The 26,647-nt window shown below is 64.2% G+C and carries 17 protein-coding genes and 1 pseudogene; 10 read left to right on the forward strand and 8 right to left on the reverse strand.

Annotation, left to right across the window (positions count from 1 at the left end; genetic code table 11):
- The first annotated feature begins 189 nt into the window (after positions 1 to 189).
- Together M4486_RS10450 and M4486_RS10455 are read left to right on the forward strand one after the other, a co-directional pair.
- A complete protein-coding gene (locus M4486_RS10450; protein ID WP_249477037.1) occupies positions 190 to 1,386 on the forward strand; it encodes a glycosyltransferase in 1,197 nt (398 codons plus the stop codon).
- Positions 1,341 to 2,078 carry an Hpt domain-containing protein gene (locus M4486_RS10455; RefSeq protein ID WP_249477038.1) on the forward strand — a complete coding sequence of 246 codons (738 nt, stop codon included), beginning with the start codon at positions 1,341 to 1,343 and terminating at the stop codon, positions 2,076 to 2,078. Before M4486_RS10450 ends, M4486_RS10455 begins: the two co-directional genes overlap by 46 nt.
- On the opposite strand, the gene M4486_RS10460 is transcribed toward M4486_RS10455, so the two are convergent.
- A complete protein-coding gene (locus tag M4486_RS10460) occupies positions 2,041 to 2,442 on the reverse strand; it encodes a response regulator transcription factor (protein ID WP_249477039.1) in 402 nt (133 codons plus the stop codon). The genes M4486_RS10455 and M4486_RS10460 overlap by 38 nt on opposite strands.
- A 195-nt stretch (positions 2,443 to 2,637) precedes the next feature.
- Here M4486_RS10460 and M4486_RS10465 point away from each other — a divergent pair, with 195 nt between their 5' ends.
- The 4 genes from M4486_RS10465 (at position 2,638) to M4486_RS10480 (ending at position 7,454) form a co-directional block, all read left to right on the forward strand.
- A complete protein-coding gene (locus M4486_RS10465; protein WP_249477040.1) occupies positions 2,638 to 4,296 on the forward strand; it encodes an ATP-binding protein in 1,659 nt (552 codons plus the stop codon).
- Positions 4,297 to 4,485: 189 nt separating this feature from the next.
- On the forward strand, positions 4,486 to 5,052 hold the full coding sequence (locus tag M4486_RS10470) for a CalY family protein (protein WP_249477041.1): 567 nt from the start codon (positions 4,486 to 4,488) through the stop codon (positions 5,050 to 5,052).
- A 44-nt stretch (positions 5,053 to 5,096) separates the two neighbouring features.
- Positions 5,097 to 5,987 (forward strand): S24/S26 family peptidase, encoded by an 891-nt coding sequence (locus M4486_RS10475; protein ID WP_249477042.1) that lies wholly within the window; start codon positions 5,097 to 5,099, stop codon positions 5,985 to 5,987.
- Between the two features lie 159 nt (positions 5,988 to 6,146).
- A complete protein-coding gene (locus M4486_RS10480; RefSeq protein WP_249477043.1) occupies positions 6,147 to 7,454 on the forward strand; it encodes an AI-2E family transporter in 1,308 nt (435 codons plus the stop codon).
- A 4-nt stretch (positions 7,455 to 7,458) separates the two neighbouring features.
- Here the strand turns inward: M4486_RS10480 and M4486_RS10485 are convergent, their stop codons facing one another.
- A complete protein-coding gene (locus tag M4486_RS10485) occupies positions 7,459 to 8,205 on the reverse strand; it encodes a DUF6270 domain-containing protein (RefSeq protein ID WP_249477045.1) in 747 nt (248 codons plus the stop codon).
- A gap of 159 nt (positions 8,206 to 8,364) precedes the next feature.
- On the opposite strand from M4486_RS10485, the gene M4486_RS10490 reads away from it, so the two are divergent.
- Both M4486_RS10490 and M4486_RS10495 read left to right on the forward strand, forming a co-directional pair.
- A complete protein-coding gene (locus M4486_RS10490; protein WP_249477047.1) occupies positions 8,365 to 10,281 on the forward strand; it encodes a glycosyltransferase family protein in 1,917 nt (638 codons plus the stop codon).
- Positions 10,282 to 10,375: 94 nt separating this feature from the next.
- Positions 10,376 to 12,058: a hypothetical protein gene (locus tag M4486_RS10495; protein WP_249477049.1), complete on the forward strand. Its 1,683-nt coding sequence runs from the start codon at positions 10,376 to 10,378 to the stop codon at positions 12,056 to 12,058.
- A gap of 572 nt (positions 12,059 to 12,630) precedes the next feature.
- Here M4486_RS10495 and M4486_RS10500 read toward each other — a convergent pair.
- On the reverse strand, positions 12,631 to 13,515 hold the full coding sequence (locus M4486_RS10500) for a hypothetical protein (RefSeq protein ID WP_249477050.1): 885 nt from the start codon (positions 13,513 to 13,515) through the stop codon (positions 12,631 to 12,633).
- A 431-nt stretch (positions 13,516 to 13,946) separates the two neighbouring features.
- Between M4486_RS10500 and M4486_RS10505 the strand changes: the two genes are divergently transcribed.
- A complete protein-coding gene (locus M4486_RS10505) occupies positions 13,947 to 16,352 on the forward strand; it encodes a polysaccharide lyase 8 family protein (RefSeq protein WP_249477053.1) in 2,406 nt (801 codons plus the stop codon).
- A 221-nt stretch (positions 16,353 to 16,573) separates the two neighbouring features.
- Positions 16,574 to 17,825 (forward strand): annotated as a pseudogene (wecC, locus tag M4486_RS10510) (UDP-N-acetyl-D-mannosamine dehydrogenase).
- A 110-nt stretch (positions 17,826 to 17,935) separates the two neighbouring features.
- On the opposite strand, the gene M4486_RS10515 reads toward wecC, so the two are convergent.
- The 5 genes from M4486_RS10515 to M4486_RS10535 all read right to left on the reverse strand — a co-directional run bounded on the left by M4486_RS10515 (position 17,936) and on the right by M4486_RS10535 (position 26,643).
- Positions 17,936 to 19,015 carry an ATP-grasp fold amidoligase family protein gene (locus tag M4486_RS10515; protein WP_249477055.1) on the reverse strand — a complete coding sequence of 360 codons (1,080 nt, stop codon included), beginning with the start codon at positions 19,013 to 19,015 and terminating at the stop codon, positions 17,936 to 17,938.
- Between the two features lie 72 nt (positions 19,016 to 19,087).
- Entirely contained in the window at positions 19,088 to 21,226 is a 2,139-nt protein-coding gene (locus M4486_RS10520) for a class I SAM-dependent methyltransferase (protein WP_249477057.1), read from the reverse strand.
- Between the two features lie 16 nt (positions 21,227 to 21,242).
- Positions 21,243 to 23,606 carry a glycosyltransferase gene (locus M4486_RS10525; RefSeq protein WP_249477059.1) on the reverse strand — a complete coding sequence of 788 codons (2,364 nt, stop codon included), beginning with the start codon at positions 23,604 to 23,606 and terminating at the stop codon, positions 21,243 to 21,245.
- 85 nt (positions 23,607 to 23,691) lie between these two features.
- A complete protein-coding gene (locus tag M4486_RS10530) occupies positions 23,692 to 25,203 on the reverse strand; it encodes a glycosyltransferase (RefSeq protein WP_249477061.1) in 1,512 nt (503 codons plus the stop codon).
- Between the two features lie 177 nt (positions 25,204 to 25,380).
- Positions 25,381 to 26,643: a nucleotide sugar dehydrogenase gene (locus M4486_RS10535; protein WP_249477063.1), complete on the reverse strand. Its 1,263-nt coding sequence runs from the start codon at positions 26,641 to 26,643 to the stop codon at positions 25,381 to 25,383.
- Between the last annotated feature and the right edge of the window lie 4 nt (positions 26,644 to 26,647).

A 26,647-nucleotide genomic window follows, 5' to 3' on the forward strand; every position in this document is an offset into this window, starting at 1 on the left:
GGTGACCCATTCGGGCCGTGCAGGCGCCTACTGATCAGTAATCTGAGGCTGGCTCCGTGGACGTGCGGGGCGACCGCAGGCGGGCCGACGTGTCCGCTTGCACGCTGATGCCCTCCCCCTTCCCTCGAATGCACTGGGGAGGGCATCGACGTGTCCGACGCGGCATCATCTGCGAAAGCGAGCACCCGCATGAGGCCCCTCCTGACAGTGCTCCTCGCCGTGCTCTTCGGCGTCGCCGCCGTCTTCGTCTTCGGGCTCTCGGGGGAGTTCGGATCCTTCGGCGAGAAGATCTGGCGAGACGTCGCCGTGCTGCTCCTGACCGTCGTCGCAGCCTGCGCTCTGACCTACGTTGCGCTGCTGCTGATGATCTTCTCCGGCGAGGTCAGGCATCCGCGGAACACACCCGGCGACCCAGATGTCCTGGAGTGGCACGTGCTGGTGCCGTGCCGCGACGAGGAGAGCGTCATCGCCGAGACCGTCTCAGCGGCACGCTCCAGCTTCCCGGGCTTGCACGTGTGGGTGATCGACGACGCCAGCGAGGACGCGACCGCGGAGGTGGTGCGGGGCCTCATGGTGTTCGACCAGCGCGTGCACCTGATCTCCCGGATTGCCCCCGAGGCCCGCACCGGAAAGGGCGACGCCCTGAACGCCGCCTACCGGATCGTCTCCGAGCACGTGGGCGGCACCGAGGACATGCGCCACCGCACTGTGATCGGCGTCCTGGACGCCGACGGCTACCTCTCCGACAACACGCTCGCGATGCTCGCAGGCCCGCAGGCGTTCGGGGACGCTGAGATCGGCGCGGTGCAGCTCGAGGTGTGGATGAAGAACCGCGGGGACCGCCGTCCCCGCCCGACTGACGGGCGCTGGCTCAACATCGTCGGCAGGTTCCTGGTGCGCATGCAGGACCTGGAGTTCCGCACCACGAACTCGGCCATGCAAGTGCTGAGGGTGCGCACGGGCACGGTCGGCATGGGCGGCAACGGCCAGTTCACGCGGCTATCCGTTCTGGACGCCCTCGCCAGCCGGCGCGGCAAGCCATGGGGCAAGAAGCTCTCGGAGGACTACGAGCTGGGCCTCAACATCCTGCAGATGGGCATGCACAACCACTATGTGCGCGAGGCGCATGTCTCCCAGGAGGCTCTCCCGTTCACCCGACGCCTCATCACTCAGCGCACCCGTTGGGCGCAGGGCAACATGGAGTGCGCCTCCGCGCTGCCCGGGCTGCGCAAGAGCGGTCATCTGAGCCTTGCCGGCCTCCTGGAGATCCACTACTTCATGCTTCAGCCCGTCGTGATGATGCTGAATCTGGTGCTGGTCCCCTTCTGCTGGTCCTGGGAGTGGCGCAGTCTGCCCTGGACTACTGGTCCTCATCGAGCCTGCTGACTCTCGTACTGGCGGGACTGTTCTTCCTGGTCCTGCCCTACGCCGTGTGGGGGCTGGTGTACCGCACTGTCACCGATCAGGAGATCTCCCGGAGCCAGTGCGTCGCGCTGGGGCTCGCCAACCTGGTCTACGTATACCTGACCTACGTCTACTACATGCGAGCGGCCTGGCGAGCCGTCACCGGCCGTACCGGCTGGGCGAAGACTCGCCGCAACGCAGACGGTCGTGTCCTCGCCGACGTCGCCCTTGGGGCAGACCTGACGGCGCTGCCGCTGCTCAGCATCGAGCAGCTCGAGGAGCTGGCGGCCGAGCTCGACGGTCGCTCCGACCTGGGCATTGACTTCGTCTCCGGCTGGGCGATCATGTGGCCCACGCGCACAGCCAGGCTGGAGCGAGCCCTCGCCGCGCAGTCGCCGATGCAGACCCGGGATGCGATCGGCAGCATCAGGGTCTCCTCGGCGATGGTCGGCGCCACTCGCCTCGAGCGCGCCGCGGGCGATCTCGAGGACGCGCTGGAGCGCGGGGACACGGACGCGGCCGCCGCACAGCTGCCGGTCGTCACCGCCGTCGGCCAGGAGACCGTGAATATGCTTCGCAAGGAGGTATCGGTGCGGCGCGAGCTGCTGCAGGTGCCACTGATGGAGCAGCCCTCACTCACTCAGACGCAGGCGGTGCCGATCCGTCGCCGGTGAGGGCACTGGCGACGAGGTTCCGAAGCTCTTGGCGCAGCTGGCGGGGACGGAATGGCTTGGTCAGATACGCGTCGGCGCCGGCTTCGAGTCCCAGCCTGGCGTCCTCGGCCTGTGAGCGGGCGCTCAGCATCACGATCAGTCCGATGACGGCGGTGCGCACGCGGCGCACCACCTCGTATCCATCCATGTCCGGCAGGCCGACGTCCACGAGCGCCAGGTCCGGTGGTTCGGCGATGAGTGACGCGATCCCGTCTGTTCCGCTGGCCGCGGTCGTGACCGCGTACCCCTCCTGGCTCAGAACTACCTCGAGGAGACGCCGGATGTCGTCGTCATCCTCGATCACCGTTGCCGTCGCTGTGCCCATGCGCTCGACCTCCCTGACCCGACCGTTGTCACGCTCCAGGTTATGGGATGCGGGGCGCGGCGAAGAGGGGGATGGAAGGACGGGCCGGTAGGACGAACTGACCGTCGCTCGCAGCGGGAAGCCCACGCACTCCCCTGCGAAGTCACTCTCCATCATTCGGTCTGGCAGTTCACCCGAGTCTGGAAGAGTGCTCGCATGTCGACCCCCGACGCTTCCCGTCGGCGTTCCTTCCTGGCGATCGCCTCACGGGACCACCACCTTCCCAAGCAGTGCTGGTTCTTCGCCTTCGTGCTGGCGATCAGCGCGCTGCTCGCGATCGTCAGCCCCCAGAAGGTGCTCGGCCCCGAATACCTGGCCGGCATCATCGCCCTCGCGCTCGTCACCGTTCTCACGGCGACCTGGCACGTGCTGCGGGTACGCCCGAGTGCGGCGATCTGGATCCCCATCGCCGACATCCTGGCAGTCGCTCCCCTACGCGACGCCTTCCGGGTGGAGGCGGCAACGGTCACGCTGCTCGCCTTCGTCCCCGCGCTGTGGGCGGCCTACAGCTGGCGCTACGTCGGCGCTGCGGCATCCACCGTCGCCGTGACGATATCGTTCGCGATCCCCACGCTCGTGCGGGCGTATCCGGACCCGACCGGCGCCGCGGTCGTGCGCTCCGTGCTGCTCGCTCTGGTCGTGCTGCAGATGACGCTCATGATCGCCATGGCCACGACACGATCAGTGCAGGAGAGTCATCGCAGTGAGGAGGCCCTGCGGCAGAAGACGGAGATGCTGAGGGTGACGACCGAACAGGAGAACCTGTTCCAGAACGTCATCGACAGCCTCTCGGTCGGCATCGTGATCGTCGACAAGGACGGCCACGACCTGATGATGAATCGCGCTCAGACGGAGCTGCACCGCCTGGCGCTGCCCGAAGGTGAGCCGGACCCTGCCGAGGACCAGCTCCTGGTGCATTATCCCGACACCGGCGCGATGATCCCCCCTCACGTGCGACCTGTTCGCCGCGCCGTGGACCAGGAGACCTTCACCAACTACATCGTGGTGCTCGGTGACCCCGGCGGCGAGCGCCGCACCGTCTCCACCGCCGCCCGCCAGATCGTCGACACGAAGGGACAGCGCGGGGGCGCGGTGATCGTCTTCAACGACATCAGCACCTTCACGGAGCACGCCCGGCAGCAACGCCGGATCACGGCAGACGTCTCCCACGAGATGCGCACGCCCCTCACCTCGATCCTGGGGTACCTCGAGCTCGCGATGGACGATCCGCGCATGGACCCGCAGATCCGCCAGGAGCTCGCCGTCGTCGAACGCAACGCCGAGCAGCTGCTGCACCTCGTGGGCGACCTGCTGGATGGGATGTCCCCGCACGCGGCCGAGCGGTCCCTGGACCGGTCCCCGGCGCGACTCGGCGACATTGCGTGCGAGGCCTGCACGACCCTGCGCCCGCGCGCCCAGAGCGTGGGTGTCGAACTCACATGCACCGTGCGCCAGAACCGGCTGATCTCGCTGGACACCGCACGGATGACGCAGGTGCTGGTGAACCTGATCTCGAACGCTCTGAAGTTCACGCCGTCGGGTGGCCACGTGGACGTGACCGTCACCGACGTCGAGGGAGCCGTCGAAGCGCAGGTCAGCGACACGGGCATCGGCATGACGCCGGACGAGCAGGCGAACCTGTTCAGGGAGTATTACCGCACAGAGACAGCCGCGAAGAAGCAGATTCCCGGGCACGGGCTGGGGCTTGCCATCACCCAGAGCATCGTGCGCGCCCACGGAGGACAGATCAGTGTGCGCTCCGAACAAGGGCAGGGATCCGCGTTCACGATCCGCATGCCTTCCGCGGAGGCGTGAGTCGCCGCTCGACCCTGGTGCTCTCGATGGATCCCGTGTGCTCAAGGTCTCCCTCCTGCGGGGCGGACGTGCCCGACATAAGGCTTGATTTCTGAGCAATCCGGACAGATGCTACCCACGGGTAACGCATGGACGCGTGCCCGGCCCGGGTGTCTCGGGCACTCCCTGACTCTCCTGAATGGAGCCCCCATGGCCTCGTCGTCCCGCACCGTCCGCTTCATGAAGTGGGGCAGCATCCCCGCCGGTCTCGTCCTCAGCTCGCTGCTGATCTGGCACGCTTCCTACGCAGCCTTCAGCGACACCACCGAGAACCCGGGCAACTCCTGGCAGGCCGGCCAGGTGGAGATCACCGACGACGACGCGGGCACCGCCATGTTCGACGCGAAGGAGCTCGCTCCCGGGGACACCGGCACGAACGACATCGTCACCACGTACAGCGGCACCCTGGACGCCGCCACCCGCCTGTACGGGGAGGACGAGGCCACGACTCAGGACCTTGCGCAGTACATCGACCTGAAGATCGTCGCGGGCAGTGGTGCCGACGCATCGACCGTCTACACCGGCACGCTGGCCGACTTCGCCGCCGACCACTCGGACTTCGCGAGCGGGATCGACCTCGGCCGCGCCGAGGGCGGCAGCGACGCCTCGACCCCGTACACGTTCACCTACACCCTGAGCGCCGACGCACCGGACTCCGCGCAGGGTGGCACCGCGCGGATCGGGTTCACGTGGGAGGCGCAGAGCGTCTCGAAGTGACGCCGTCGCGCCCAGTCCCTCTCCTCCCCGCAAGGAGCCGTGCCATGGATGCGAGAACGACGCGCATCGTCGCGCGAGCCCTGTTGGCGGGATGCGCGCGCACGGTTCTGGTGACCCTCGCCGGCCTGCTGGTCTGGAGCGTGCTGCCGCTGGCTCTGGGATGGCAGCCGACGGTGGTCATGAGCGGGTCGATGGAGCCGCGGATCATGACGGGGGACGTCGTGGTGACCCGGCAGGTCCCCGCGGCCGGTCTGCGCGTGGGCCAGGTGCTGCGGGTCGACGACCCCGCGCACCCCGGCCGTGAGCTGCTGCACCGCTACGACCACGCGACCGCCGATGGTGATCTCGTGCTGCGCGGCGACGCCAACGCCCACGCGGACTCCACTCCGGTGGCGCCTGCGCACGTGCACGGGGTCGGCGTGCTGCGGATCCCCTGGATCGGGCGTCCGGCGGTGTGGGCCGCCCAGGGCCGGTACCTGCCGCTGACTCTCGTGGGGCTCGTGCTGATCACTCTGCTCTCGGCCGCTCGCATCCCTTCGGACCGCGCAGACGCGGACCCACCGACGCCGCCCGGAGCCGACGGACCACCGATGCGCCCGGCCGGACCTGGCGAGGCGGAGCGGGCGTCCGCCAGCGACAGGGAGGCCCCCGTCGCCGCGGCGACCCTCGCCACCGCCTTCGCAGTCGCTCTGCTGGTCGGCGTCGGCACGCCGGCTTCTGCGGTCTTCACCGATGCCACGCACAGTGCCGCGACCTTCACCGCCGCCCCACAGTTCGAGAGACCTTCTCCCGCCTGGGTCCAGCCCACAGGCGCGCACGACGCCTACCCGGCCGGTGCCGTGGTGAGCTATCAAGGCGGCGTGTACCGGTCGGTCATCAACGCGAACGTCTGGTCGCCGAGCGAGTATCCGCCGGGCTGGGAACGGATCGACTGAGCGGACCCGCGGGAGCAATGCAGGCATCGAGGGCGCCGAGCGGGCGTCCCGCCGGCCGGGCCTCGGCAACAGCGCGACCCGGCCGATCCTCGAGAGATGCATCCACGGACGCGCCGCGCGCCGACAGCACGCCTCCGGCGCGAGCGGGATAATCCGTCCATGACAGATCCGGACACCGCGAGCCCGAGGAACGCTCTCTCGTCCTCAACCACTCCAGACCCGGCCCGAGTCACCGCAGCCTCGGCGCGGCCCTCCTCGCCGCTGCCGCACCCCGACCCGATCCCCGAGGGGCTCAAGATCGGCGCCGGCTACACCTGGCGCGTGCTGATCATCGGGCTGGGCGTGGTCGCGGTCGCTCTCGCGGCGGTGTGGCTCTCCGAGATCGTGATCCCCTTCATGGTGGGCCTCCTGCTCTCGGCACTCCTGGTGCCGGTCTCCGCGTTCCTGCAGCGCCATCACTGGCCCAAGTGGGTCGCGATCATCACCGCCTGGGTGGTCATGTTCGCCGTGATCGTGGGACTCGTGGTCCTGGTGACCAGCCAGATCCGCAGCCAGCTGCCGTCGATCCAGAAGCAGGCCATCGACGCGCTGGACCAGGCCGAGACCCTGCTGGCGACCCATCCCTTCGGGATCACCGAGTCCGACGTCGACGGCTACGTCACCAAGGCCACCGAGTGGTTGCAGAAGCATGCCTCGGAGATCGGTGCGGGCGCCGCCGAGGCCGGCTCGAGCGTCGCGCACGTGCTCGAGGGCCTGTTCATCGTCATCTTCGTGACCCTGTTCGCCCTGATCGACGGCAAGCACATCTGGATCTGGACCTCGCGGCTGTTCCCGCGCGCGGCGCAGCCGCGGATCCTCGCGGCGGGCGCCGCCGGCTGGCACACCCTGACCAGCTTCATCCGCATCCAGCTCGTCGTCGCCGCGACCGACGCCGTGTTCATCGGCATCGGCGCCGCGATCCTCGGCGTCCCGCTCGCGATCCCGATCGCCGTGGTGGTCTTCTTCGGCGCCTTCGTGCCGGTGGTCGGCGCGATCGTGGGCGGCGCCGTCGCCGTGGGCCTCGCGCTCGTCTTCAACGGCTGGGTGCACGCGCTGATCATGCTCGCGATCGTGGTGGGCGTGCAGCAGATCGAATCCCACGTCCTGCACCCCATGCTCACCGGCACCGCCGTGAAGGTGCACCCGCTGGGCGTCGTCCTCGGCGTCGTCACGGGCACCGCGATCGCCGGGATCGCCGGCGCGTTCTTCGCCGTGCCCTTCATCGCCACGGTCAACTCGATGATCGTCGCCGCCCGCCGCTGGCAGCCGGGCACGCCCGTCGACGACGTGCCCGCGATGCTCGGCGTCCCGGACGTCCCCGGAGACGAGGAGCATGAGGGGGACGTGGGAGACGACAAGGAGCAGTCTGTGAGCGGAACCGACAGCGAGGGCGAGACCGACGAGGGCGAGCCCGCCCAGCGAGGCTGAGTGATCAGCCGCCGAGCACCTCGGCGGCGATGCGCTCGTACACGTCCTGCGCGTAGTGGAAGGGGGCGTGGCCCCAACGGTGCGCGGGGTCGGAGTGGACGGCCTCGTCCTCGAGCGCGAGGACACGCAGTCCGAGCGAGCGCAGGTGGTCGTAGTAGCGGGAGAATCGTTCGTTGGCATCGGGCGCCGAGATACCCATGCTCCAGGGGGTGCTCTCGCCGTCGAGCGAGGTCTGCGCCCACGGCACGGCGAGCACGACGGTCTTCTCAACCAGCCCGGCGCGAGCGAGCTCGCCGTGGAAGGACTCCGCGGCCCCTGTCCACGCCGCGAAGTGGTCCTCGTCCCCGAAGGGGACGTGCAGCGACCCCCTCAGAGCCGCCTTCACGGCGGGAGACCTCATCACATCGATGCTGCGGGTGACGACTGTGCCGTCCAGGTAGGCCTGCACGCCGTGGCGCTCATCGGTGAGGTCCCACAGCAGCACGTCGGTCGACGGCGCCGCGTCCATGACTCGGCGCGCCGCGTCCCCCGCGAAGTCACCGAGCATCTGGCGGCGCTGGAACGGGGAGTCGACGTCATCGTGCTCGGGGAATCGCGAGGAGGCATCCTTCCCGATCGACAGCAGCGACTGGCGCGCCACGTAGTCGACGACCTCGACGCCCTCGGGCGCCGCGAGGTCCACCGTGTCCCGAGCGACGCAGCTGCCGTAGATGGCGACCCGCAGGGGCCCATTCCCGGACGGTTCGCTCACGGGGCTCCTCGAAGTGGTCGGGCCGGCGTCTTGAGAGCGGCACCTCCTGGCGGAAGGTCCCGGTCACGCGTCAAGGCGCTATACGGTGGTCGGCGTCAGAGTACCCGCGCGCCGCAACGGGCTCGACGCCATCCGCCGATGCCTGTGCAGGAGACCACCATGACCGTGCCCCGCTCGCCCTTCCGCACCGCGCGCACGGCGCTGTGGCATCTGCGCCACGGAGGCATCGACGAGCTGCGCACGTGGCAGCGGCGCCGGCGCGCCGGGATCGCGTCGGGCAGCTCGGTCGCGACGCCCAGTGACGACGGCACCCTGACCTTCCCGGTCGCCGAACCGCTCCCCGGGCCGCCGCACATCCCTGGCCTGCGGGCCGCGGTGATCCTGGACGATTTCTCGATGCGCGCCTGGTCCCACGAGTTCGAGACGGTCGCCGTGACGCCCGAGCAGTGGGCCGATCAGCTCGCCGCAGAGCCCGTGGAGCTGCTGCTCGTCGAGTCGGCGTGGCACGGCAACGGGGATGCCTGGCAGTACCAGCTGACGGGATCCCAGGCCCCCTCTCCCGCGCTGCGTTCCCTCGTGGAGCACTGCCGGGAGCAGGGCGTGCCGGCGGTGTTCTGGAACAAGGAGGATCCTCCCCACTTCGATGACTTCATGGACACTGCGCGGCTGTTCGACCACGTCTTCACCACCGACGTGACCCTGCTGCCCCGCTATCGCGAGGAGCTGGGGCACGACCGGGTGGCGGTGCTGCCCTTCGCCGCCCAGACCGCCCTCCACAATCCGGTGCGTCCGCAGCACGGCTTCCACGAGCGGGACGTGGCTTTCGCGGGCATGTACTTCGCGCACAAGTTCCCGGAGCGGCGCGAGCAGATGGACCTGCTGCTGGGCGGTGCCCTCGACGTCTCGGGGCGGATGCAGTACGGGCTCGAGATCTTCTCGAGGTTCCTGGGGAATGACGAGCGCTACCAGTTCCCCGGTGAACTCGCCGATCGCGTGGTCGGATCACTCCCCTACGAGCGGATGCTCAGCGCCTACAAGGCGTACAAGGTCTTCCTCAACGTGAACTCGGTGGTGACGAGCCCGTCGATGTGCGCGCGCCGCATCTTCGAGATCACGGCCTCCGGGACGCCCGTGGTGACCACGCCTTCGCCCGCGATGGCGAGCTTCTTCCCCAGCGAGGAGGTGCCCGTCGCGAGCGACCGCACGGAGGCCGGCCACGTGGTGCGCTCCCTCGTGCGCTCGGGCGAGCTGCGCGATCGCACGGTGCACCTCGCGCAGCGCCGCATCTGGCGAGAGCACACCTACACGCATCGTGCACGGCAGGTGCTCGAAGCGGCGGGGCTCGGCGAGCGCGCAGGCAGTCGCGGAGTGCCCGGAGATGCCGGGCTGCCGCGCATCAGCGTGCTCGCGGTGACGAACCGTCCCCGCCAGGTCGATCACCTGATCGCCCAGGTCGCGCGTCAGACCGTCCCCCTGCAGCTGGTGCTCATGACGCACGGCTTCACGGTCGATCCGCAGTCAATAGCCATCGCGCATGAGGCCGGCATCGCCGAGGTCGTGGCCCGGGAGATGCCGTCGCACGTCACGCTCGGCGATTGCCTGAACGCGGCCGTCGCGAGGGCCGACGGCGACGTGCTCACGAAGATGGACGACGACGATCTGTATGGGCCGTGGTACCTGCACGACCTGCTGCGGGCTCTGGAGTTCTCCGGGGCGGACCTCGTGGGCAAGCATGCGCACTACATGCACCTGCGCGGTCCCGACGCGACCCTCCTGCGCTTCCCGTGGATGGAGCATCGCTTCACCGATCGCGTGATGGGCCCGACGATCACCGCGCCGCGCGAGATGTTCACCGCCCACCCCTTCCAGGACGTCTCCCGTGGGGAGGACACCGGGTTCCTCGAGGACGTCTCCCGCGCCGGAGGCAGGATCTACTCCGCGGACCGCTTCAATTTCACGCAGGTCCGCACCGCAGGAGAAGCTCACAGCCATGCCTGGTCGATGAGCGAGCAGGCCCTGCTGGCGACCGCCGACGTCGCCTGGTTCGGACGCAACCAGCGACACGTGATGGTCTGAAAGTGCGCTCGGTGTTGCTGACCTCATCCCGCGGATACGATGAGTCGGCATACTCCCCCAGGCCATAGCCCCACTCCAGGACCGCGAGACATCGATGCCCCCGTCGCCGCACGGCCCGCGCCAGACCGACACCTCTTCCGCTGCTCGCTCGCGACGGCCATCCTTCCGCACGGTCGCCCTCATCGGCACGGTCATCCTCGCCCTTGTGGTCGCTCTGGTGGTCATTCCCCGGCTCAACGGCCCCCGACAGCGCTCCGCGGACACCCGGGCCACGTCGGCGCCACCGGATCCTGCGTCTCAGCGGATCGCAGCGGGCTTCGACCCGAGTCCCGGCAAGTTCACCCTCCCCGATGCAGAAACGCTCACGGATGATTCGATCAGCGCGAGTCTTGCCCTGGACTCCGGCGCGGCCCGCTTCGGCGGTGGCATAGGTCTGAGCTTCGAGGCCACCGAGCTGGCCTCTCCCGTGTGGGACTCGAAGGAGTCCAACATCGACGAGATGCTCTCCGCCCTGTCGAAGCCCGTGCTGCGGTTCGGGGGGAACTCCGTGGACCGGCGGGTGTGGTGGACCTCGAGCGACGAGCCCGCACCCTCGTGGGCGCGGGCCACCGTGACGCCGGAGGATCTGGATCGCTTGGCTGAGACGCTCGAGACCACCGATTCCCGGGTGACCCTCGGCGTGGACCTAGGGCATGACGATCCCGACCGCGCGGCGGACATGGTCGCCCATGCACGGAAGGCCTTCGGCGACAGGCTGCTCGCGGTCTCGGTCGGGAACGAGCCCAACGGGTTCTTCCACAAGAATCAGCCTCAGCTCGCCATGCGCGACAGCAGCTGGGGAACCGACGACTACCAGCGCGAGCTCGAGGACTACGACCACGCGATCCAGTCGAACTCCCCCGGTACTCCGATGGCTGGCCCCGGCGCCTACGACGCCGCCTGGATGCGGGCTTTCGCGCAGTCTCAGGTGAACGACAAGGCCGCCCTCACGATGCACTGGTATCCCCTGTGGGACTGCGAGGGCCCGGCTTCGTCGATCGCCAATCCCACCTTGGAGGACCTGACCTCGCCGAAGCTGCGGGCCCAGGCCCGGAAGATCATCGGCCTGGGCGAGAACGTCGCTCACGAAAGCGACCTCCCGTTCTGGCTGGAGGAGACCGGACCTACATCGTGCCCGGGCACCAACGAAACCTCCCGCACTCACGCGCAGGCGCTGTGGACCAGCGACTTCACTCTCACCGCGGCCGAGTCGGGAGCCTCCCAGGTCGCCTTCCACTCGACCCTGCAGGCATGCAAAGGCGGAGCCCCGATGAGCCCCCTGTGCGCACAGGGCCCCAAGGATGACCCCGGCGAGATCTTTCAGGGCCGCACGAGCTATCTGTCCCTGATGCAGCTGGGATGGATCCCGGAGGGGAAGGTACTGACCCCCAGTGCCTCCGGCGACGGGAGGGTCATGGTGCACGGAGTTCTAGCGGACGACGGCACGCTGACGTTGGTCATCGTTGATATGCGGGCACCCTCGAGCGCTGCAGAACCCGTGCCTGTACGGGTGAGCGCTCCCAGGTCACTGTCGGGAGACGCCCCCAAGACCTGGCACCCGGCCGAGGGATCGACCCTCTCGGGGAACACGCTCGATGCCGACTACAGCGCGCTCGGCGCCCCCGCGCCCGTAGGCGACAAGCTGGCGGGCCTGACGCTCGGGCGTGGCACCCCCCTCACATTGGCAAGCGCGGCGGGAACCACGACCGTCCTCACTTTGACGCCCGATACCGAGTAGAGGGCATCCAAGCGGGCCGGCCATGAGTAGTGGAGACTCCCGACTTAACGTCCCAGGCGCCCCAAACCGTGCGGGATGGCCATTGCGGGCGCCCTGCGGTGCCTTCGACGAAAACATCCCGTGAAGATCTGAGCGCCTGCTCACCCATGCGGCTGCACGCACGGTCGTCTCGGATCGCCCCTCGCGCTCTTCGGTAGAAACGGCCATCCATGGCACTACCCCGCCTCGAAACGGGAGCCACCCAACGACAATCCATCAGTTCGACTACCTAAATGCTATCCGGAGCGTCGAAAGAAAACCCTTATGCAGTCTCGAACCCGGGAGTGATGCTCGTCGATCGACACTCAAGGCTTCTCCCGACACTCTCGAGACAACGACTCCGGCAACCGCCAGTCTCCGGAACAAGATCACATAGCATTTCGGGCACTGTCGCGCTCAGGGCAACAACCGGCTTCCCAACTGGAATCACCCAGTCATCGGACCGCGGACCAACGAATGGTCCAGCACCCCACACCATGCAGCAGGAACACCTGGACGCGCGTGAGGCACCCTTCAGAGGCTGCCATTGATCTTCAGTCAGTGGCTCGCGCCTCGCGCCAGAAGCCTTGCGCTGCATCGAAGTGACGATCAAATTCCGCTGCGGTGATCTTACCGTGCCCTTCGCGCTCACCGTCCTCGAAAACGAAGACGAAGCGCCCGTCACGCGTTCCAGTGCAGCTCTTGAGCGCTTCCTGGAATGGTTTGGCATGGTTTCGAGAATGCCACTCATCGCCATTCGACTGGCGATAGTAGACAAAGTTCTGCGGATCACGAGTCGCAAAGAGATGTCGCAAATCGAACCGATCAGGATGCGCAACGAGCGCAGCGTCCTGCTCCCACTGAGGCCAGCAGCACTCGAAGAGTCGATTCCTGTGCCCGGAGTAGTAAGCACCCACGTCTGTCTGCGGATCCTGTACGAAAGCTATTGAGGCCGGGAAACGGACCGAAGCTCGCAGCGAGGCGAACCCCCCTGCCGAGCTGCCAATGAACATCACGTACTTCGCGCCAACAGCGGCCAGGGCCTGACGGACGATCGACTCCACGGCATCCATCGGGTCCCACCCAGGACCACCGGTATACCAGCCGATGCCGAAGTCCTCCCGCTCACTGAGTTCGAGAGTCGGGTCGGCGATTGAGAGGAAGGCTGACACTCGGTCGCGCATCGACTCAACTCTGCGGAAATGTGGGTACCGAGCCGGCCCCGGATCCACTGCACCATGCAACGACACGTACAGCTCGTCTGAAGGCTCCAGCTTGGCGTAAAAGTCGACGCTGGGCACATCTGCAGCGGGCACCGTATGGATCGCCAGCGGGTATCCTTCGAACCTGAGGGCGTCCAAGTCCTCCTGGTGGACCACGGGGACCTTGTACTTCGGATGCCGCGTCTCGTGGAGCCCGGTCGTCTTGTTCACGTTCATCACACAGGCACCCTACAGACACGGCTGACCCATTCGTCCAGGCGCAGGAGACGTCCCCCATCCGAGCGGGCGCCTCCAGCGCCCCACGACAGGCGAGCGAGAGAGACGCTGGTCACAACGAGGCAACCTCGCCAGTGAATTGACAGGTGTGTAGGCCGACGCTGACAAGATCAGAACCCGCATCTAGACCTGAGACATATACGGTAAGAATTAGGGAACCTCGACTCCATCGATGCCCGTCGATCGAAGCACGCACAGGAGGTGCCGGTGCCCGCTCCAAGTTGCCGCGAAGCCCACCGTCACCGCATCTTGATGGCCGGAGAAAGGGCGACTGCTAGCAAACGAACGCCGTTGCACGCCCTTAACCCCTCATTCCTCAAAACGGCCCCCAGTATCAACACTCGTACCGATAAAGACTCGAGACAGACGGCATGAGCGCACAGGATCGGCACCGCCAGCCTCGGGAGCAGAGCCCCAAATCAACCGTCGGACGACGGGCAGTCCTTATCGGGTCAAGCACAATACTTGCGCTAGGTGTCTTCGCCACGACTTCGCGATGCTTCGACCGGGACGACTATCCTTCCGATCTACGCGACCGATGGGTTGAAATTATCACCGCCCGAAGCGAGCTACAGCGAAGCGATGCAAGAATCCAACAGCATCTTTCGGAACTCGATGCGAGTGTAGCTTCGTCGATGAGGGCCATTGAGCGACAGAGTGCGCCAGCCACCGTATTCCGCCAATACCCACTCAATGGACACAAGTCCCATTCACTAACCGGCACAGCGGTATCTCTCGCCAAGATGGCTCGCGCATGGGTAACGCCGCACCTATCATGCACTAAAGATCCCGACGTTCTTTATAAGATCGAAGAGGGCACGAAAAGGGTACTTGATGCGGGCTACTCCAACAACGCCAAGCCGTACGGGAATTGGTACGACTGGGAGATCGGAACTCCTCGCCCGCTCGCCGACCTTGTTTGCATCCTCCGGGACGACCTCGAGGAAGATCTAGTCTCCGAGGTTACAGCCGCAATCAGACACTTCATCCCGGACCCTAGGATGAGCGCGATGACCGACGCTCCTTCAACGGGAGCGAATCGAGTCAACACGACACGCGCTGCAATTGTTGGTGCTCTGGTCGAGCAAGATGACGCCAGAATAAATTCCTGCATCGACGCCCTCCGACACGCCTGGGCGCCTGCGCGCGAGGGAGATGGGTTCCATCTCGACGGAGGGTTCATCCAGCACGCCACGGTCCCGTACACGGGATCTTACGGAGTGGATGCAATCCAGGACATCGCCTGCATGCTCGAACTTGTGAATGGCACGAAGTTCGCTGTCGACGATCTGACACCGGTGTTCAAAATCGTCGAGAGCAGCTATCTTCCCGTGATCGTAGATGGACACATGATGGATTCAGTCCGAGGTCGCGCCGTCTCACGGGTGCACTCAAACGGATCAATTATGGGCCAAAAGACGGCAGGGTCAATAGCGCGCATCGCGCGACTGGCACCAACGGAACAGCAACGCAATTGGAACTCGATCATTCATCAGTGGGCTAGAAACAACTCCACTCTAGATCTCCTGGCGGGGTCAGACATCTCCGACGCAGTTGCGCTCACTGCTGCCACCACAGCCACCCGGAACAGCCCCACCACGCCCTCAAAATATATTCCGTCGATGGATCGTCTTATCCACCGTGCCAAATCCTGGACGGCGACCATCGCCATGTGCAGCCCCCGTGTTTCTGCGTACGAGTTCTCCGCTTCGGAAAATTTTTGGGGAAGCAGAACTGGTGAATTCATGCGATACGTGTACCTACGGGGTGACACCCTGCCGTATGACGACGGTTTCTGGTCCACGATCGACTACGCACACCCGCCTGGCACAACCAATAGCCGGAGACCGCTCGAGCGCGGCGAAACGCGACCGAACGGAAGTAAGCTCACTCTTGGTGAGTGGGCGGGAGGGCTTACGATCGGCGGATACAGCATCGCTGCGATGCATCAAGTGGGGCTGGATGGGGACGTTCCCCGCTGCAGAAAATTCCTCCTCGGCACTCCAGATGCGCTCATAGAGACCGTCAGCCACGTATCCAAACAGAATACCTCCGCCGTCACCACGATCGAGAATCGCATGATGCCAAAGGGCGTCTCCCCTATGCTTACGGTGGGAGGACAAACCGTGAGCAACACGCACAAGTTTGATAACCCTTCCTGGGCACACCTCAATGGGGTGGGGGGATACGTCTTCCTGTCTCGAGGATCTCTCACCGCGCGTGTGGCAACACGTATAGGCAGTGACGCAGACGTTCAACGCTCCGAACAGGACATCCCGCCAGAACGTCGCATCAGTAGAGAATGGGCGTCACTCGACCTTCAACACTCTCCAGCGGATCAGGGAGAAGCCTGGATGCTCCTGCCCGGAGAATCCGAAAACCGCACCGCGGCGATCGCCCGCGCTGACGGCACAAACTCTTCACGTACGACAATCGTCCAAAACGACAATACCGCTCAGGTCATTCAGGACGGCGCATCTGTCACGGCCGCAGCCATTTGGACGCCCATGAGCTTCGATGCCCGAAACGGCGTTCGCGTCCATTTCAATGCGCCTGCCATGGTTTTGGTACGCAACCTCAAATCAGGCTTAGAGTTGACCTTCGCCGAGCCGACACAGCGAAGAGATGAGATCTTGATCCGGGTCTCGGGCACGTGGGCACTTCAAGCACCTGTCGAGCGAGCGACGCTAAAACTTTCGGACGGATGGACTTTTCTCCATGTCCGAACCCTTGATCTTGATGGCGTTGCGATGACGCTCCAACTCGAGCCGGAATGATCGAATGCCTCTTGCCGGGACATGCTTTATCGACGCCTAGCACCCACAGCCGTGCGGCATCCCGACTGGTCGCCGGATGAGCCACGCCCCTGGAAGGGCATACCATGAGTCCGTCCATGGGCTTGTCGTCAAACCCGCCAAACCAATCCGAGGATAAGATGCCCGCGCACAAGGAGTCCAGCCACCTCGACTCGAGGGTCGGTGCACCGCAACCGGCCATGATGTCGCAAAACAGTCTCGCACGTGTCTGCGTCGTTGGCCTCGGGTACATAGGCCTCCCCACGGCAGCGGTACTCGCACAAGCCGGCAAGGCCGTCATCGGCGTCGACTTGAACAAGCAAACTGTTACCGCCGTGAACAACGGTCGGGTGCCTTTCGTCGAGGATGGACTTGAGACCGTTGTCGCGGGCGTCGTCGCACGGGGCCTGCTCGAAGCTCGCGCAACGACGCCCCACGCCGACGCATACATCGTTTCGGTTCCCACCCCTTTCAAGGGTGGTCACGCCGCCGACCTTTCCTTTGTCGAAGCTGCAGCGAAGGGCATCGCCCCAACACTCGAAGGCGGCGAGCTCATCGTTCTCGAGTCGACCTCCCCTCCGGGGACCACGTTGCGCATGGCCTCAGTCATCCTCAAGGAACGGAGTGACCTCACGGCCGAACCCGATCAGCCCAACTCGCTCTACTTCGCTCACGCCCCCGAACGAGTACTTCCCGGGCGCATCATGATCGAGATGGTTGAAAATGATCGAATTATTGGGGGGGACCACTCCTCGTGCTGCGAATCTCGCCAAGGCTCTATACGCTTCCTTCTGCCGGGGCAGCCTGCACCTGACAGACGCCACAACGGCAGAGATGGCGAAACTCACCGAGAATGCATTCCGCGATGTGAACATCGCTTTCGCCAACGAACTTTCCCTCATCGCCGACAACCTCGGCGTCGACGTTTGGGAGCTCATCGAGCTAGCAAACCATCACCCTCGGGTAAACATCCTTCAACCCGGGCCCGGAGTCGGTGGCCATTGCATCGCAGTAGACCCGTGGTTCATTGTCTCGGCAGCGCCTGAGACATCTCGGCTCATCGCAACGGCTCGCGAAGTCAACGACTCTAAGCCGGCGATGGTGCTGGAGAAAATTGTCGAGGCTGCCCACCAGGTTCAAGAACCGCGGATCGCTGCGTTGGGAATTGCCTTCAAGGCAGACATCGACGATCTTCGCGAATCCCCCAGCCGGTCAATTGTAAAAAGCTTGGCCTCCACTCATCCCGAGGCCGAAGTGGTCATTGTCGAGCCCAATATCGGCCACCTTCCGCCCGATCTCTCCGAGATGCCGAATGTCCGCTTGGGTGACCTGGAGAACGACCTCGAATCAGCCAACATTGTCGTGCTTCTGGTCGATCATTCGCAGTTCAGGGAGCTGAATCGTGAACAGCTTCAAGACAAGATCGTCATCGACACGAAGGGGCTCTGGCGATAGCGACGCCACGTACCGCAACGCACCGAGGCAAAACGAAATATCACATGGCGCCCAACGAGGCTGCTTTGGTGCTCACTCAGTCAGTCACACAGAGGCCAGGGGTGCCAAACTTAGGATCTTGGGTGTGTCGTACTTGGCGACGCACCGTACACGGAGAAATAACTCGAAAACGACTTCCCCTCAAGGAGGTCGATCAGAAGGCGTGCTTCTGCTTCCAAGAACATCTCCCCAAACTCACGGTCGGCTTGGTCTCGCAGGTCTCCTGCATACGTGTCCCCTGGGTGAGGAGTGATCTCTCCGAGAAAACATCCATTTACTCCCGCCAAAAGATCAATACGGAGAAACGGCACGGGTGTGTTGATCGAGAGCGTTCGGGCAATATCCGCCGCCCCTTCCGGAATCCCGTTTCCAGACATCATCTCATACTTCAGGTTTACGTCAACGCGATCGCCTCCAGGCCCGAACGTTGCGTGACGATTGCGGCCATTCTTTCCGGTTCCGCGCTCAATCTCGATGAACAATCCCGGTTCGCCGTAGAATGCGTAGATCTTCATGTCGGGCGCCAAGTTCCCGTCTGCACCAAGCACCGCCTCTTCACAGATCCAACGGCTTTTAACTGCATCTACGCCGGCGGCGCGCGCAGCCTCCTCAAAATCGTTGTAGGTCATGCGCGTCTTGATCGAAAGCAACGACAAGTCGTCTTGGACGAGGTAAACACCTTGGCTATTTGCGCCCTGGGTTGGCTTGATGATTGTGCCAGCCCGAAGTTGAAGCATCTCGGCCCGCACACCGTCCGCGAAGGTGCGGGGGACAGGAATGCCGAGCTGCCTTCCGAATTGAAAGTCATGCACCTTGTTGTTTCCCCCAGGGGCGATCACGTAACCCCTCTGGCGGAGCCTTCTCTTCAATCGCATCATATTCGCCATGCTTGACCGGAAGGATACTCCAACATCGTGCTTGATGCCATCCATTACGAAGTTCTGCTGGATGTCCTTGTAGCTCAAAGGGGCGAACAGCCGAGCCAGCGACTCATTGCGCTCAGATTCAGTGAGCTTGGGATCCATTTTTACCGTCCGAACGAGACGCCAAATTTGCCGTAGGCCGTCGAGATGAGAATTGATAGCGCTTTGGATATTATCGTCGTATTTCACAGGGATTTGTTTCGTTTTCTGCTCAACGAATTTGGTCATTTCGGGGATCGAGACGAGTGGGCGTGGCGCATTTTCAGGTGCGAAACGGCCGAGCGGTCTCGGATCGCAGTATCACCGTTCGCTGAATCGCAGTACACCAGTACGTCCAATTGCCCAGGAAGTCATCGACAGTCTAGAATCATCGGCCTGCCAGGCTACGACCATTCGTGCCTCCTGCTCTCTGTGGAAGTCGTCGACCACCACGAGAGCTCCTTCGGCAAGCCTTTCGCGAAGTAGCGGGAAGGCCGGGAACCGTGGTTCGGGACCCGTCGACTCCGGGGGGCCGTCCACGATGAGCAGGTCGACGTCCTCTACGGCACCAAAGACCTCCGGGTCGTACCACGCGCGTTGGCCGCCGCCGAGATCGATGTCCACCAAAGGCGCGAGCCTCAGGTCCACAACGTCGGCCAGTCCTGCGTCCTCCAGCATCTTCGCCGTCTTGTCCCGATACTCCACAAGGTGATCAATCGAGACCAAGGTCGCACCGACTGATTTCGCGAACATCGCCATCCACACCGTCGATGCTCCGCTCCCCAGCTCAAGAATCTGTTTCGGCCGCTCCTGAATTATTAGATCCGACAGCAGCAGGAGTCCATCCGGATTCATCGCGAAACCGCCGGACTGAGGTACTCTCTTTGTGCGCGTATCCACTCGCGGCAGGAGCTGAAGTAGTGCCTCCACTTGGCGGACCGTCTCGATCCCGGCACGATCGACGTGCCGAGAGAGTGCCTTGACTTCATTCTTCGCCGTATCCGTCAGCTGCAGCACGGTCTGGAGCGTGTCTCCCACATGCGCGACTGAAGCTTCTGCTGAGGTCTGTGTTTCACCGTCACCACTCGATGCCGCAGCAGAGGTGGCTGCGAGGGCATGCAGTTCTTCCACCTTGGAGTCGAGCTCTGAGATCTTGTGCGCGAGAGCCGGGCTCGACTCATCCATCTTCGAGTGGAGCGAGGCGATTTCACCATCGAGGCTTCCAATTCGGCGCTCGACATCGGGCCCAAGGCCATCCACGCGCTCACCCAGCGCACCGAGGCGGGACGTGAGCTCGTCGAAACCTGGCAGAAGGCGCGTCTTGATCTCGTCCACCGTGCCCTGCACGTCGCCCACTCTGGCGTCAACCGAGTCCTGCAGATCGTCGACCTTCGACACGATCGAACCGACGCCAGCGGATAAGTTCGAAGCCGAATCCTCCGCTGCCGCATGAAGGGGCTGGAGCTCACGCATGATCGAGTCCGTTTGGCGCTCAAGCTGCGGCGCGGTCTCGCCGACGGCGGCCTCGAGATCGCCGAGCAGCTGAGCTACGTGATGGAGCGAGGTCGTGAGCCTGGAGATGGAGTCCTGCGCGAGCGTCTCGAGTGAGCTGACGGCTTGCCTATTCTGGTCCGCGTCTCGATGAGTCCGTGCAATGGATCCAGACAGCGTCGACTCCACGACGTCGATCTGTTCGGCGAGTTCTCGGGCCGCCTCTTGGAGGCCCCCATCCACGCCGATCACAGCTGCACGGACGGAACCAACTGACTTACCGAGCTTCTTCGACGCCTGTTCGAGCCGGGGAAGGACAGAACCCACCGTGGAGTGCACGGAGCCGATTGCCCGATCCAGGTCAACGAGCCTGGCGGACACGTCGGAATCAGCCGCCTGAGCCCTGCTACTCGCAGTGCCGAGTTCATCACGCACGCCATCGATGCTCCGACGCAGGTCGCCTGAAAGCGCCGCAAGTGCCGCACCGACCTGATCCGACGTCGTCAGTGCGATGCTGTCCACTCCCGAGACGAGCCGGCGCTCGACAACTATGAGCTTGTCCAGGACCTCCTGTGCGTTCCCTTCCTTCTTGAGGAAGTGCTGCACGTCCCGCTGTCCCTTCTCCAGTGCCTCCAGAGTCGATGAGTGACTTACCAACTGTGGGCGAATCTCCGAGTCGACGATTTCGAGAATCCGCCGGTGCTCCGCGAGGATTTCGCCATGTCGACGACCAGCCGCATGATCAGTTTTTTCGAATGCACGATCGAGGCGATTGGATATCGTTTGCAGGACTCGACGCATGTACGCCCGGACACCAATCGCCGCGAAAATGCCCGCTCCAGCCACGAGCAGGATGGCGACCAGTAGCGTGTAGATCAGGGTACCGACTGAACTCTCGGGCCCGACCATGAAAATGGCCATGATGAACGCCGCGGGAAATAGGACAACGGCTCCGAGGTAGCCGAACATGATTTGATTCTTTCCGTCACGCATCTCGTTCAGCTCCTGCGCGTGCTGCCCGCACGCGTCGCTCGATGAAGGTGCGGAGCCGCTGTGGATCCGCGTGATTCCTGATCAGCCGCTTGCCAACGGCTCTAAGTCGCTCGAGATCTGCGGGCTCGGCCATGAGACCCAAAAGCACCTCAAGCGCCTCCGATGGGTCCGTGGCGACCACTGCATCGCCGTAAAGCCGGCCACGGCGATGATCCGTCACAACCGGCACTCCCGACGCCAGCGCCTCCAGGACGGATCGCTCCAGTCCTCGTTCCACGAGATTCTGATCGAACAGCATCATGGCATCGACTGTTCTCCAGAAAGTGTCGGGGGCTATATCGCCGGTCTTGTACTGCAGCCATTCTGCAGGAAGTCGACGCTTCCCCATCGCTCTGACCGCACCCCGCGCATCGCCGAGCACGCGCAGGTCGATCGCCTCGCTTGCGGGGTATACCGTGGGGAGGTCTTTCCTACAGGGCCAGTCCTCGAGTTCGTTTTGTGCGACCCGCCCCACGACAGGGCGCCCCTGCCGCCGCCGAAGAGGAGCCCGCGAGTAGCGCTCAGCGTCCACGTAGACGGGGTACACCGCCTCGTCCATCGGCAGCTCAAGGGTGTCCATAAGGACGGTCGGGTCCACACCCTCCGGTGCGATCCAGCGCGGCACCAAGCCAAAGATACTCTCTGCCATCCTGTGCGCATGGCGTGCGTCGTACGGCCGCAGATGAGCGGTAGAGCAGGCCGGGTCCCCGCTCGCCACCACAAGCAATGCATCGGCTGTGATGGATCCACGCATCTCACGTGCGTAATCCATAGTCGCCGGGTCGCGGATCAGCACAAGGCCTGCGTCAATCTCCTGGTCCAGATATACGCGACGGGCGCGCCCCCGGCTGATCAGCTCCTGAACTCCACTCACGAGTGCCCGAGTGTCACCTGTCCGTCCCCACGGGGTGTCGATGTGCAGGACCGCGACCGACAGCTCGCTGGTGCACATGGCGCGAAGTTCGTCGAGAGCGGCGCGCTGGTCCTCCGTCGTGCCTCGCCAGTCCGCGACGACACAGACGTCGAATTCTTTCGTCTCCATCCATTCGCGCCCAGCGATGCGGGCCGGGGCCATGGACGGGATCGACACTGGTGGGCTCTCGGCGTTGACGACCAGATCCTCCGGATCCGCGTTCGCGTGCCAATGCTTGTACGAGCTCCAGAAGCCGCGCCTGGCATGGTGCGACCACCCCGGTCGGAAGTCGGCTCGGGAGAGCGACCCCGGGGACATCCGGATCACGTAGAGAGGCTCATCCAGCCGCTGCACGGTCACGCCCGACCACTTCTCGATCCGCTCGCGGAACTCGCTGTCCGCCGCCTTCCGCACCGGAAGGTAGCCACCGACCGCCATAGCCGTGTCGACGCGAACCATCAGGCTCACCTCGCAGCGCCGCTCAGGCTTGTTCCCGAGCGAGACCTTCACGAGGTTGTGGTCCGTCCTGTTGGCAGTGATCGTGACACCGATCTGCTCCTGATTCGCCTCGAGAAACTCGACCTGCCTCTGGATCCTCTCCGGATGCGACCAGTCATCCGTGTCCTGCCCGGTGAGGTACTTCCCCGTTGCCGCTGCGATGCCGGCGTTGCGTGCGCGATACGTCCCGCCGTTGACGGAAAGTCTGATCAGGCGAACCCGCGAGTCTTCTGCAGCGAGGTCTTCCAGGACCTGGATCGACTCCTCCCTGGAGCAGTCGTCAATAAGCAGGACCTCAACCGATCGCCAGGTCTGATGCAAGATCGATCGCACCGAGGAACGGATCTCATCGGGGTCAGGATTGAACGTTGTCACGATCACGCTCACAAGCGGTCCGTCAATCGAACCGAGTTCCACGCCTCCTTGCAATCCATCAAAAGGGGTCAGGGCGTCGGTGCGCACCTCCACGGAGGAAAGGCCCTCGGCAGTGAAAGGCCTGTTAAAACTCGGGAGCCATTCCTTGAAGCTCGCCATGGAGCCGTTCCGGTACGGATTCAGGAGGTCGGCCGCCAGGTACCCGTGGTAGAGATCGGCCAACTGCGGATCGCTCTCCAAGAGGGACCGCGCTGCAGTATCCTCCTTCCGCTCGAAGAGCATCTCGAACAGAATCTTCCGGAGGTACATCGTCACGCCGGTGACCGGGATCAGATCGATGCTGAGTCTCAATGCCCGGAAAGCAAATTCTCTCAGGCCCGTCTCGTACGGCTGCAGAGCGAGCACTCTGGCGAGACGCGCGACCCACACAGGATCCCAGCCCGAGAGGTCTCCCTCCCCCACCGCCCGCAGCAGTTGATCGAAGGTCTTGGTGCCTCCACTCGCTACCGAAGCGTAGATGTCCTTCGCCACCGTGGCCTCAGACGAGAGTGCCCACGCATCGGCCCGGGCACCAAGGCGGCGGAATCGTGCGAACTCGAACGACCTATCAATCGACTCATGCATCGAAGATCTCCGATCCCTTGACCGTGTCCACACCACGAATCCACTCTGTCTGTTCCACGATCTCCTCGATCGCCGCGGCTGCTTCCTCAGCGCCTCGGGGCGCGTCCACCAACTCGATTCTCGACCGGAGCTCCCTTCGTATGTTCGCGTCCGCCATGCGTGCGATCGATTCCCGCAGTGCAGTCTCGTTGTCAGCGACCAGGCACAGTCCTTGCTTTTCCAGGAGTCGCGCGCGTCGAACCTGGTCATCTGTCTTGGTCGAGAAGTTCGGGACGAGGACCGAGGGGACACCCAACGACACCGACTCCTGTACGGAGTTGTACCCGGCGGCGGCGACCATGTATTCGAAGGCTCGCGCGTGCGCCATCACCGGATACGCCTTGATCCTCCGCAACCCTGGGATCTCCTCAATAATGTCCACCAAAGGGGAGACCACCTGCACAGGTATCAACTCCGGAGATGCAGAACGAATGAAAGTGAGCGCTGTGTGCGCAATAGAGTCAGGATCACTAATTGAGCCACCCCCGAGGCTGAGGAGGACATACCTGCCAGCTGGATCGAGACCGAGCGCCTTGCAAGCGCCCTCTCGTTCCGCGAGGTCTTCCTTCCGCGTCCTCACGATCGGTCCGACGTACGTCGCTTCAAGTCCCGGACCGCTATCGACGGTCTCATTGCCCGCGATGTCCCCGGGAACGATCACGTGGTCGACAACACCCGCGGCGGCATGCCTCTGGGGCGACGCTTCATCGACCTCGGGCCGCCACATGCCCCGCTGTACCCACACCAACGTGATGCCGAAAGCACGGCAGACGTCGGTGATGCCGTTGTAGACCCACGTTCCGTCAAACACCACGACACTGGGCCTACGGGTTGTCACCAGATCCCTGAAGTAATTCCGGAAGATACGGTTCCACCGCGCGGTATTCTCCCCTGTGGCCTCGCTCGACGGGAAGTAGTGAACAGTCATGCCTCGCCCAGCGACCTGCTTGTAAGCCTTCGACAGAGTGAGAAGCTCGAAAGTCCTGTTCGGGGGGAGGTTCTGCGAAATTGCGAGAAGCCGAGTAATGTGCCCGAGACCCGCTCCGTTGCTCGTGACAAACAGGACGTCGAGACCATCTGCGCCAGTCCACCGCCCATGTGGCGCCAGAACGGAAAGCTGACGCAACTCCCGCTCTATGCGGCCGAGAGTCCGTTCCTGGTGATATTCATGCCGCGAGGCCTTGGCCCGCGAGTCGTTCACTGCGGCAACGGCTGCGCTTCGTGCCTTCTCCACGTCCGTCGGCGTCGCCGACTTCAGCGACTTCAGCGACTTCAAGGCACCGTGGTAGTGGAGCGCGAGCGAGAACGGCGCAAGCCACCCCCCAAACAGCAGAATGGCAACAAGCGAGCCCAAACCGGCACCCGGCGTCAGTACGAGGACCGAGAGCGCGGCCGCGATAGTGACCCCGCTGAGCACCATGAGGATCCCGAATCTCCAAGGTCGCCATTTCATGGGCTCAGACATGACGCCGTCCACCCATGATCTCTCGCATGGCGTCACATCCAGAAGGCGAGCTTGCACCGCAGGCAACTGAGGCGCCATCGAAAAGTCGAGATCCTGTCATGGGTCACCTTATGAGGGAGTCATGGACGCTCGCACGCATTCAGGAGTGCGTGCGAGCGCCCGCAGAGAAGGACGAGGTCACAGAAGCACGGCGGGCTTCGGTGCCGTGCCGCGTGTGTCCAACATGATCTTGGACGCTGCGGCAAGCCGCTCCAGGTCGTAGGAGTCATGCGCCTGGAGGATCACGACGACGTCGGCGTCCCGAACCGCCTGGTCAAGGTCCTGCTCGCGCGCGATCTCCGTGCCATCGACCTTCCAGCTGTCCACGAGCGGATCGTGGAAGCGGACGTCGGCACCTCGCTCACGCAGCACCTCCGCCACCGGAATTGCGGGCGACTCGCGCTGGTCCGCGATGTCCGCCTTGTAGGTGATACCCAGGAGAAGAACACTTGAGCCGTTGAGCGGCTTACGATGCTCGTTGAGTAGCGCGCCGACGCGGTCGACGACGTACCGGGGCATCGAATTGTTGATCTCCTGGGCAAGCTCCACGAACCGGAAGGGGTACCCGAGCTGGTTCCGGACCTCATAGGAGAGATAGTTCGGATCGATCGGAATGCAATGCCCGCCAACTCCTGGCCCGGGCATGAACTTCATGAACCCGAACGGCTTGGTCGAGGCGCCACGGATGACCTCCCAGATATCAATGTTGAGCTCTTTGCAGAACTTCGACATCTCATTGACAAGTGCGATATTGACGTGGCGGAAGGTGTTCTCGAGGAGCTTCGCGGTCTCCGCTTCGCGCATGCCATCCATCGGAACCGGCTGATCCACGAACGTTCCGTAGAATGCCACGGCGGCCTGCGTAGAGGCATCATCGATTCCACCCATGAGCTTCGGCGTATTCTTGATTCCGAACTTTTTCGACCCCGGATCCACGCGCTCAGGAGAGTAGGCAAGCTGGAAGTCGGCTCCCGCAGCGAGCCCGGATGCCATCTCCAGGATGGGCTTCACGACATCTTCTGTGGTGCCTGGGTAGGTGGTCGACTCGAGGATCACGGTCGTACCGCTGACCAGGTTGTCTCCCACGGTCCTGCTCGCACCCTTCACCGCGCCGAGATCGGGGCTACCTCCGGCCCCCAGCGGCGTGGGAACGCACACCACCACGACGTCGGAGTTCGCAATCACAGAGGGATCCGTGGTCGCACGGTAGCCCAGGCTCTGCATCTCCTGAATGTCGGCATCGCTGAGATCGTCGACATGCGAGTGTCCCTCGTTGAGCATGTCCACCAGTGACTCTGTGACATCGAGGCCGTGCACCGTCCAGCCCGCGCGAGCGGCGGCCTGGGCCAGCGGAAGGCCCACGTATCCCTGTCCCACGATCGTTGCTGTCTTTTTTGCCATCTTC

It is taken from the genome of Brachybacterium kimchii (assembly GCF_023373525.1).
Lineage (GTDB): Bacteria > Actinomycetota > Actinomycetes > Actinomycetales > Dermabacteraceae > Brachybacterium > Brachybacterium kimchii.